General features: G+C 32.8%; 12 protein-coding genes and 1 tRNA gene. 4 read left to right on the plus strand and 9 right to left on the minus strand.

Annotated features, from left to right (window positions below; translation table 11 throughout):
* Nucleotides 1-41: 41 nt before the first annotated feature.
* Genes K1X44_08240 through K1X44_08250 form a run of 3 tightly spaced genes read right to left on the minus strand, consistent with a single transcriptional unit; the run spans nt 42 to nt 2,104 of the window.
* The gene (locus tag K1X44_08240) at nt 42-515 is read right to left on the minus strand and encodes an RcnB family protein (GenBank protein MBX7147282.1); all 474 of its coding nucleotides are present in this window, start codon (nt 513-515) and stop codon (nt 42-44) included.
* Nucleotides 516-542: 27 nt separating this feature from the next.
* Nucleotides 543-1,046 carry a hypothetical protein gene (locus K1X44_08245; GenBank protein MBX7147283.1) on the minus strand — a complete coding sequence of 168 codons (504 nt, stop codon included), beginning with the start codon at nt 1,044-1,046 and terminating at the stop codon, nt 543-545.
* Nucleotides 1,046-2,104 carry a type III polyketide synthase gene (locus tag K1X44_08250; protein MBX7147284.1) on the minus strand — a complete coding sequence of 353 codons (1,059 nt, stop codon included), beginning with the start codon at nt 2,102-2,104 and terminating at the stop codon, nt 1,046-1,048. The genes K1X44_08245 and K1X44_08250 overlap by 1 nt, the downstream gene beginning before the upstream one ends.
* Nucleotides 2,105-2,209: 105 nt before the next feature.
* On the opposite strand from K1X44_08250, the gene K1X44_08255 reads away from it, so the two are divergent.
* On the plus strand, nt 2,210-2,710 hold the full coding sequence (locus K1X44_08255) for a methylated-DNA--[protein]-cysteine S-methyltransferase (protein MBX7147285.1): 501 nt from the start codon (nt 2,210-2,212) through the stop codon (nt 2,708-2,710).
* Nucleotides 2,711-2,826: 116 nt separating this feature from the next.
* Nucleotides 2,827-3,666 (plus strand): transporter substrate-binding domain-containing protein, encoded by an 840-nt coding sequence (locus tag K1X44_08260; GenBank protein MBX7147286.1) that lies wholly within the window; start codon nt 2,827-2,829, stop codon nt 3,664-3,666.
* A gap of 1 nt (nt 3,667) precedes the next feature.
* On the opposite strand, the gene K1X44_08265 is transcribed toward K1X44_08260, so the two are convergent.
* From K1X44_08265 to K1X44_08275, 3 genes are all read right to left on the minus strand, one after another.
* The gene (locus tag K1X44_08265) at nt 3,668-4,051 is read right to left on the minus strand and encodes a cupin domain-containing protein (protein MBX7147287.1); all 384 of its coding nucleotides are present in this window, start codon (nt 4,049-4,051) and stop codon (nt 3,668-3,670) included.
* A gap of 21 nt (nt 4,052-4,072) precedes the next feature.
* Nucleotides 4,073-5,512, minus strand: a complete 1,440-nt coding sequence (locus K1X44_08270) for a M48 family metalloprotease (protein MBX7147288.1) — start codon at nt 5,510-5,512, stop codon at nt 4,073-4,075.
* Between the two features lie 92 nt (nt 5,513-5,604).
* On the minus strand, nt 5,605-6,399 hold the full coding sequence (locus tag K1X44_08275) for a thermonuclease family protein (protein MBX7147289.1): 795 nt from the start codon (nt 6,397-6,399) through the stop codon (nt 5,605-5,607).
* Between the two features lie 6 nt (nt 6,400-6,405).
* On the opposite strand from K1X44_08275, the gene pip reads away from it, so the two are divergent.
* Nucleotides 6,406-7,353 carry a prolyl aminopeptidase gene (gene pip, locus K1X44_08280; GenBank protein ID MBX7147290.1) on the plus strand — a complete coding sequence of 316 codons (948 nt, stop codon included), beginning with the start codon at nt 6,406-6,408 and terminating at the stop codon, nt 7,351-7,353.
* Nucleotides 7,354-7,422: 69 nt separating this feature from the next.
* Here pip and K1X44_08285 read toward each other — a convergent pair whose 3' ends face one another.
* From K1X44_08285 to K1X44_08295, 3 genes are all read right to left on the minus strand, one after another.
* Complete coding sequence (locus K1X44_08285; GenBank protein MBX7147291.1) at nt 7,423-7,578, minus strand: hypothetical protein; 156 nt, start codon at nt 7,576-7,578, stop codon at nt 7,423-7,425.
* 142 nt (nt 7,579-7,720) lie between these two features.
* Complete coding sequence (locus K1X44_08290) at nt 7,721-8,929, minus strand: pyridoxal phosphate-dependent aminotransferase (GenBank protein MBX7147292.1); 1,209 nt, start codon at nt 8,927-8,929, stop codon at nt 7,721-7,723.
* 145 nt (nt 8,930-9,074) lie between these two features.
* On the minus strand, nt 9,075-10,040 hold the full coding sequence (locus tag K1X44_08295; protein ID MBX7147293.1) for a LysR family transcriptional regulator: 966 nt from the start codon (nt 10,038-10,040) through the stop codon (nt 9,075-9,077).
* A 260-nt stretch (nt 10,041-10,300) separates the two neighbouring features.
* Between K1X44_08295 and K1X44_08300 the strand changes: the two genes are divergently transcribed.
* A tRNA-Asn gene (locus K1X44_08300) sits at nt 10,301-10,376 on the plus strand.
* Nucleotides 10,377-10,381: the final 5 nt, after the last annotated feature.

Raw genomic sequence — 10,381 nt, forward strand, 5'->3', positions numbered from 1 at the left:
AATACCTAAAGAAATATTCCTAATGAATTTTTTTAATTCTATTATTGAACTGCTGAGAATAAACTGACAGCATCAAGAACTTTTCTTGTTGCCGCTGAAATTAATAACAGATCTTGATCCACCCATATATACTGTGTAGCTGGTGGAGGGGGAGGTAAATAAAATTGTATATCACGTGGAACTTCCCAATAAACAACATCAGAGGGTAAAGGTTGACCTATTGAATATTTTTTTGCCTGTCCTGGGGGAAGACATCCATTATTTTTTTTTGCAAGACCAGGGGGGCATTTTTGTCTATAAGAGGATTGCATATGAGAAGAAATTATCCCTAATTTACTAGAATCTAGATTTCTCAATACCCGGTCATTTGGTACAAAATTATTTGAAACATCTTGTTGTTTATTAGTCTTAGGGCCATGGTTTTTATCTTTTTTATTTTGAGCAAACCCAGAATGGGTTATAAAAATTAAAGAAAAAAATAAAAGAACAGTAAAACGAGTAAATAATTTATTCATAAAATCCTCCCTATTTTACTCTATAAGTTAACATATATTCCTTCGAGATTGAAGAGCATTATTTTCAACATAAATACGCCACACCAATAAGGCCGCATTGGCAATTGACCACACTAAGGCTACCTGCCAAAGACCAAAAATTAAAGGAAGCAAAGCAATTTCAGCACACACAATAATATAATTAGGATGTTTTAAAAAACGATACGGTCCCGTTTTTATTAAAGGTTTATGGGGTAGTGTAATAATTCTTGTGGTCCAATATTTACCTAAAGTGGTAATAATCCAAATTCTCCCTAATTGAAGTAGTATAAATATAAAAAGTAATGACATATTAGGTATTTTATAAGGTGACGCAAAATATATTATGGCGCCAAGCCAACTGGTATGAAGAAGGATGAAAAGAAAATAGTGATTTTTTCCTACCTCTATTGCACCTTCTGCTTTAAGACGTCGTGTATTATAAGAGGCAATAATTAATTCAATCACTCTTTCTATTGCAACCAAGAAAACTACAATTTCTACATAAGTCATCACATCCTCATTAATAATAAAGCAGCGGTAAAACCAGGACCTAAACTTGACAATAAATACAACCCAGCTTGTGGATTTTTCAACGCCAGTTCCAAAACAAACATAATTGTTGCAGCTGACATATTACCAAAATTTTTCATCACGGTACGTGAATGTATTAAAGAGCCAGATTTAAGGTTAAGTATTTCTTCTAATGCATCCAAAACTTTGGTACCACCGGGATGACACAAAAAATTCTTAATTGAAGACAAAGATAAATTATTTTGCTTTAAAAAATAATCAACAACATCGTACATATTATTACGAATAAGGGTTGGAATATCTTGAGAAAAAATTGCTTTTAATCCATGATTTGTGACACCCCATCCCATAACGTCCAATGTATCTGGCCATGTATGTTCGTGCGATGCCATAATTTCTGGACCATACCCATTGCAACTTATGATACATGCGCTGGCCCCATCACCAAAAAGAGCAGTTGCAATAATATTGCTTCGTGATTTGTCTTCATAAAGAAAGGTAAGACCACATAATTCAACAACCATATACAAATATCGTTTTTGAGGAGTAGCCTTTGCCAATTGGGCTGTTCGCGCTAAACCTATAACGCCACCTGCACATCCAAGTCCAAAAATTGGCAAACGTTCTATAGTACGACGGAATTTTAATCTTTCCATCAGTAAAGCATCCAAGGATGGTGTTGCAATACCTGAACTTGATACAACCACAATTCCATCAATATCAGATAGCTTAAGATAAGCATTATCTAAAGATTTAATGGTAGCTTCTTCTAATAAATTTAAAGCATTTTTAATATAAAGTGCATTACGTTCTGCAAGACCAATAGGATTTTCAAACCATTCTAAAGGCACACAAGAATATCGTGTTTGAATAGAAGCATTATCATAAACAGATAAAAATCTGGAAAAATTATCAACCCTAGAATCAAAAATTTTTATAGCTAATTTTTTAACATCTTGTTGATTCAACTTATAACAGGGAACAGAAGTTGCAATAGAAATAACTTTAGGTAAATTATTTTGTAATTGTTTTTCCATTACAATTTATCATAAAATAAAAACGTATTCGGATTCATCAGTATTACATTACTATCGCTATCATTACTATAAATGAATTACCTACCAATTAATATGAGAAAGTTTATGACCAAAACCTTTTTTACTATTTGGAAAAGTCCTCTTGGACGTATGCTTTTAACGTCTAATGGGAAAGCATTAACAAGATTACATTTAGAAACTAAGAAAGAAAAAATTCTTGTCCCACAAGAATGGATTGAAGACGAGAAAAACTTTAAATCCTTAATCAAACAACTTGATCTATATTTTAAAGGTAAATTAAAAAAATTTGATATCGCTCTATTACCACATGGAACAACTTTTCAACAACGTGTTTGGGAAAGTTTATGCACCGTTCCTTATGGTACGACCATTAGTTATGGTGGGCTTGCCAAGAAAATTCATCAACCCACTGCAGCACGTGCTGTTGGTATGGCTAATAACCGCAACCCTATTGGCATTATCATTCCTTGTCACCGCGTGATAGGATCGGATGGTTCCCTCGTTGGTTATGGCGGTGGTCTAGAAATTAAACAAAAGCTTTTAGATTTAGAAAAAACTGGCGTCCTTCCTAGTGATTTTATATAGGGATTTTATCTAAAGAAATTTTATATACTTAAATTGACCTAGCCAATTCTACTAAATAAAAGTAAACTTTTTGACTTATATAAACATTCACCCTTAAAGGATATTATATGCTTAAAATGAGAATTCATGGTTTGTATTTTTTTCTTGGATTGATTTCTTTTTTAATTTTTACTTTAGACGCCAAAGCCGGCCAGGTTCTTGATCGTATTACATCTACAAAAACTATGACTGCAGCTTATGCCCCAGGTTGGCCTCCTGTAGCATATTTAGATGACAAAAATGAATTAGTTGGATTTGATGTTGATGTTGGTAAAGAAATAGCAAAACGATTAGGCGCCACCATGAAACCTATTACCGTAGCCTGGGAATTTATAGAATCAGGTCGTTGGGGAAATCGCTGGGATATTGCAATAGGTTCGATGACACCAACAATGGCACGTGCTGAGGTTTTAGATTTTCCTGGCATTTATTGGTATTCTCCAGCAAGTTTTGCTGTTCATAAAAATAACAAAACAATTCATCAACTAAACGATCTTAATGGCAAAACAATCGGTGTCTGTGGAGGATGTTCTACAGAAGATTTTCTAAACAATAAATTGCAATTTGCAAATTATGGGGACACTAAACCCAATCTTACAATAAAACCAGGTTTGATCAAATCTTATGATTCTGAAGGGGCCTATTTTGATGATCTTAAATTAGGTGACGGAAAAAGATTAGATGCGATTTTATCAAATCTGCCCACTCTTTTGGAATCTGTTAAAACACAGCCTTTCCGTATTATTGAACAACCTGCTTTTTATGAACCTTTAGCCGTTGCCCTTGATAAGGGAGATAAAGAATTATCCGATAAAGTTAAACAAATTATTACCGATATGCACCAAGATGGAACATTAACAGCTTTATCAAAAAAATGGTTTAATGGAAAAGATTGGTCTGTTGTTGGAACAAAATAATTTAAATTAGACTATCCCCACCCAGGCAGGAGGTTATAGATTTTTGATCTCCGCCGGGTGGACCATAGAAAATCACCCACACAACTAAATCATCTGTAAATTGTTTAAAAGAATGAGGCATATGTGCAGGTACAAATAATAAATCCATAGGTTTAAAAGAAATTTCTGTATGATTACAAAAAAATTGCCCCTTACCTGACATAACTATGTAAATTTCATCTTGATCATGTGTTTGTTGAAGGTCGACTTCTTTTGGTTTATATATTTCAATTTTTAATTGACCACGTTCAAAACCAACAAGAAATTTTTGATTATTTTTATCAAGAATTTTTTGTAAAAAATCCAAAGATAATTTATACCCATGCTTAGCTAAATCTGTTTCCATCACCTAATTCCTTAGACATATTTATTTTTGTATTATCGTTTTAACTTTTTGACCTGCCCTTAATTTATCATTTGCGCTAAGTCCATTTAATACCATAAACCTTTCTAATTGATAATCTTCAAACGGCATTTTATTGGCTAAAGATTGAGGTGTATCTGATGCAGACACATCAATAACCTTTATTATTTGAGGTCTAAATAAATCTTTATCATTTTGGGATATTGGACCAAAACTATAGGCTGTATCTTTAAACGCTTGATCATAACGTGATGTTAATTTTACGGGGGTAACAAAAAGAAATCGATAAATTTTATCACCGTAATCAATGGCTAATAAACGTTGATCAAACTGCCCTGATTTATTTCTGATGCGAATAAGACCTGTTGCTGCATCATGATTTTTAATGGTCAAACTTTCAATAGAATTTAATCTATTATTTTTGGCCCAAGTTTTAAGATATGTTGTCATTGAATTATATTGACCAGCTTTAACCTGATCGAAAACTATACCTGAATTTTGGGGACCTTTGGCAATAACTTTATCGCTAAAATTAAAAAGACGAAAATCTTCTGGTACTTCAAATGAAAAATTCAATTGTGGATGACCAAATTTTCTTTTTCGAATAATACCTTCATCAGGGCTATCCCCATAAATAATTCCATCTATTTTTTTTAAATAAATATCTTGGGCAACAATAGGGTCTTTAACCTGATTTTTTGTTGCTTCCCGAATAGCTTCTGCAACACGATCCACTGTACGTGGGTGTGTTGCCATTATATTCATTGCATCTGTTTCATCCTCTTGACCAAGAATTTTTGCTTCTAATGAAGTTTCCTGTTGAAGTTTTTTTAAAAAACTAACCATAGCCTGGGGATCAAAATTAGCACGAGCTATATAACGCACGCCCAATTCATCTGCTTCAAATTCTTGCTCACGAGAATAACTTTGTAATAATACAGATGCCAATGCCCCCCCAGCTTGGGCAATTTCACCACTTCCTGTTCCAATACCCAATAAAATCATACCGATATTTGCAAGCATAGTTTTATCATAACGTTGTGCCCCATGGCGCGCTGCAATATGTCCGATTTCATGGGCTAAAACACCTGCAACCTCCGCTTCATTATCTGCAAGTGCTAGCAATCCACGTGTAACATAAATATACCCACCAGGAACAGCAAAGGCATTAACAATGGGGCTATTTAAAACTGTAAAAGTAAATTTTAAATTTGAACGTTCAGATGTACTTGCTAAATAATCTCCTAAACTTTGGATATATTCTGCTAAGTCTGCATTATTATAGGCCCCACCGAATTCTGCTAGAACCTGGGGATGATTTTTTTTCCCAAGTTCAATTTCATCTTGCTCAGACATAAATAAAGAACGTGGCTGCGCTATACCTTGAAATCCAGGAAGGATCCAAAATAAGTTTAAAACCAAAACTAATCGCAACAATTTCATTATTTTAAACCCTTAAGCCACATAATACTATAAATTTGACATACATATTTTAATTAATACCAATATAAAATCAATCATATAAAAATGTCTTTCTAATTGATAATTTCTATTTGCTCTGGATATGTTATAATTATTCGTGGTCCATAATATTGATCAATCCAACCTCGTACCCGAACAAATTTATTATTAAATTCTTCTATATTGATATTATCTTTTAAGAAAAGTTTTTGGGCCTCTGGTTCAATTGTCAAGGTGAAATCTTTTTTCCAATCAGAACCAAAATTTATATAAATATTTTTCTTTTGTTTTGATATTGAATAAATTTTCCCTTCAACTATTTGATATGTATTCGGAACATTAGCCATTTCCGGTTTTAAAATTGAATAATAAGTATGTTGCCAAATTCCTTTTTTAGCTAATCTTGCTTTTTGTTCTAAAACTAACATATCATTTATTTTATACCTATTATCAGGAAAAATATAGACACGTGCCATACCATATGAAAGCATTTCTCCTTGAACCCATTCTCCTTTATCATTAGTTACATGAGCCAATAATCGATCATAACGATCTTTTTTCTGTGGCCCATAAGATAAAAAAACATGACGATCCTGGACTATTTTTTCTAAAAATGTTTTAGCCTCTTTTGCTAAAGGCCAATCTATAAAATCTTTTCTATTTAAAGATAGTTTTGGTGCTTGAATACCAACAAGTCTTATTTGTTGGCCATTTTCTAAAACGATAGTATCACCATCAATAATGTCTACAATTTTTCCTTCTAAAGGTACGTCCATACTTGTCTCAGCATTTAAAGTTGCACATACAAAAAACCCTTTATATAATATAAAAGAGTAAAAAATTATTTTAAAAAATTTATATTTATTCATATTACCATGCCCATTTATTCATTTTACCCAGAAATAGAGCCTTTTAAAACAGGGTTTTTATCTGTTGATACACATAATATTTATTGGGAGATTTCAGGCAATCCAACCGGTACACCTGTTGTCTTTCTTCATGGCGGCCCTGGTGTTGGATCAAGCCCAGCTTCACGAAGATTTTTTGATCCTAAATTTTATCAGATTATTGTCTTTGATCAACGAGGCTGTGGACGTTCAACCCCATGGGGGTCATTAGAAAAAAATACCACCCAAGATCTAATTGAGGATATTGAAAAATTAAAACTTCATTTATCTATTAAAAAATGGATCGTTTTTGGTGGATCCTGGGGGAGTTGTCTTGGACTTGCTTATGCCGAAAAATACCCAGAATCTTGCCTTGCTTTAGTTGTACGCGGTATTTTTCTTGGTACAAAATCTGAATCTGATTGGTTTTTTAATGGTATGAAAAATATTGCTCCCGATATATGGAATCAATTTATTAATTTTCTACCTGTTTCAGAACAAAAGAATTTTTTAGATAATTATTATAAAAGACTTATTGATCCTGACCCCACTATCCATCTTCCTGCAGCTAAAAGCTGGTTTGCCTATGAAACACGATGCTGTACCCTACTTCCCAACCAGGATTTTTTACAGGATTATGATAATGACCATGCAGTTCTTCCTTTAGCCAGGATCGAAGCACATTTTTTTATTAATGATTTTTTTATGAAAGATAAAGCTTTATTAGATAATTTAGAAAAAATCCAACATATTCCTACAACAATAATTCAAGGTCGTTATGATATTGTATGCCCCCCAATTTCTGCCCATTTAATTGCACAAAATTGCCAACATAGAGATTACATTGTTGTGGAAAACGCAGGACACACAGCGGCAGAACCTGGTATCAAAAGTCATTTAATTGAAACCATGGAAAAACTTAAATTAGTTATATAAGTTTAAATAAAAAATCCGGTACATTTATCAAATGTACCGGATTTTATAAATTCAGGTATTATAACCTGATTATTTTTTTACATAACTTGCGCAATAATCGTCGCTATGTAATCCTGCATTGCCAGAACAGTTATTATCAAATAATGTCCATGATTCAAACTTTGTACCACAAGCAGATAAAGCTAATGCACTAGCTAAAATAGCGAGAACTGTTAATTTTTTCATTTTTTTCCCTCTTTTTCAGAAAATCTATAAATACTACTTTATAATATTAGCCTAATTTTAGGAGATGACAACCCCTGTATTACTTTAATATTTTTTTTTTGGTATAAATGCAACAGTTTTAAAATTAATTTTTATTCTTTCTTTATACCAGAGATAAACACGCCGTTCTCAACCGTATAATAGCATCTTTTAATCTTTCGGTTGATAAGGCATAAGAAATTCTAAAATAGGGGGATAAACCAAAACCTGACCCTGCAACAACAGCTATTTTTGCCTGATCCAGTAAAAATATCACAAAATCATCATCCGATTTAATAACTTGTCCTTTAGAATCAGTTTTATTCATCATTTTCTCACAATTGACATACAGATAAAAAGCACCCAAAGCTTTATTACAGCTTAATCCTTTAATATCAGATAAAGCATCAACTAAAAGATTTCTTCTTTCACAAAAAATTTTATTATGTTCTGCAATAAAATGTTGAGGTCCATTAAGTGCAGCTACAGCTGCAGCTTGACTAATTGAGCTAGGGTTCGATGTACTTTGGGATTGAATTTTTGCCATAGTCTTAATTAGGTGTATGGGTCCCCCCGCATATCCAATACGCCATCCTGTCATACAATAAGCTTTACTTACACCATTAACAGTTAGACATCGATTAAAAAGCTTTGGTTCAACTTGGGCCATTGTATAAAAGGCAAAGTTATCATAAGTAAGATGTTCATAGATATCATCTGTTAAAATCCAGACATGTTGGTTTTTTGGTTCTAATAAAATATCTGCAAGCGCTTTAATTTCATCTTTACTATAAGTCGTCCCCGTTGGATTAGAAGGACTATTAAAAATAATCCATTTGGTACGCGGCGTAATAGCTTGATCAAGATCAGCAGGTGAAAGTTTAAAATTATTCTCCCTTGAACAGGGAATAAAAATAGGTGTACCACCTGCCAACATAACAATATCAGGATAAGAAACCCAATAGGGGGTTGGGATAATAACTTCATCATTTTCATTAAGTGTAGCAAACATTGCATTATATATGACTTGTTTTCCACCAGACCCAACTGTAATTTGATCAAGTTGATAAACTAGATCATTTTCTTTTTTAAATTTTTTAATAATTGCTTGTTTAAGTTCTGTCGTACCATCAACGGCCGTATATTTGGTCTGTCCAGAACGAATAGCAGCCATCGCAGCTTCTTTAATAGATTCGGGCGTATCAAAATCTGGTTCACCAGCACTTAAACTGATAATATCATGTCCTGCTTCTTTTAATTCTATAGCTTTTTGATTCATAGCAATAGTAGACGAAGGCTTAATCCGCGATACACGCTCTGATATAAACGACATGAAACACCCCTAGTTTAAGATCAACTAAAGAACTATACAAAAATTACTAGAAAATAACAAAATATTTTCATTATATAAAAAGCACCCTTATACACATCTAGAGTATTAAGGGTGCTTTTAAGATATTATAAGTTTATATAATGATCTATGCAATGTGTAGTTTAGGTGGTGTCACCATATTGTAATTATTTGACCATGTAGAAGACGATCTTTTAACAGGCACATTGTTTTCAGACATTTTAATAAATTCTCTCACACAATCTACTTCTACATGTGTTTTGAGACATACTAAAGTTTCTAAACTTTCAAGCGAAGCTTCTTCTTGAATAGGAACCGCAGCTAGTCTACTGTCATGACCCATTTCACCTTCAAGCATTAAAGATAATCCAATACCCATAGCAACTGCTTCACGAACAGCCTCTTTGTTTTTAGTAATATGAAGCTTTGAATTAATAGAAACTTTATGTTCTTGTAAAAAGCGATTAAGCTTTTGTTGTAAACTCAAAGGATAATCTTGAGTAATCATAGATTGGTCAGATAATTCTTGCAGACGAACGCTACGTCTGGTAGCCCATTTATGATTACGAGGCAATAACAACATAAGTCGTCTACGCCATAAAGGAAAATAATATAATCTTGGATCTTCATCTGGATCAGATAGAATAATAATATCTAATCTTTGGGATAAAATATCTTCCAACAAATCCTGAGGAGTTGCTAATTTAAGCGTCAAATCAACTTTACGATGTTGCTGGGTAAAAGAAGACATAAGATGCATAGCTGTATGAGAAATTTCTGCACCTAATCTTAATTGTCCTTGTAATAATCGACCTGTTGAAGACAATAATTCTTGTGCCTGAATTTCTATATCAAAAAGTTGTTTTGTTAAATCAAAAAGGGCATGACCTAATTCTGTTGGCACAATATTGCGTCCATGTCTTGTAAAAAGACGAACGCCATAGGTTTGCTCCAAAGATTTGACTTGTACGGTTATTGCGGGTTGGCTTAATCCCAATGCAAGACCGGCTTTGGAAAAACTTCCTTCTTTAACAACCGCGTTAAAAGCTTTAATTTGTGTGTAATTAATAACACTAGAGGATTCTTTTATCATGATTTTAACTTTTCTGACTTTAAAAATAAGTTTAAAATTAAGTATGTAAAAATAAAATTTAGTTTAAAATAAAATAATAATACAATATATAGATTAATCATAATACAATTAATTATCTCTTTTGTATAGTAAAAAAAATATATAAATAAAAAAAATTTTTTATTATTTTTTTTAATTTATCAAAAACTCTTTAAAAAGAGCTTGGCATTTTGAAAAACTATTTGCTATAAGCTGAATCATCACTTTGATTCTTTTACTAATCCCCGGTAGCTCAGTTGGTAGAGCAAGCGGCTGTTAACCGCTTTGTCGCTGGTTCGAGTCCGGCCCGGGGAGCCATTTAT

This window comes from Alphaproteobacteria bacterium, from assembly GCA_019695395.1.
Classification (GTDB): Bacteria; Pseudomonadota; Alphaproteobacteria; order JAEUKQ01; family JAIBAD01; genus JAIBAD01.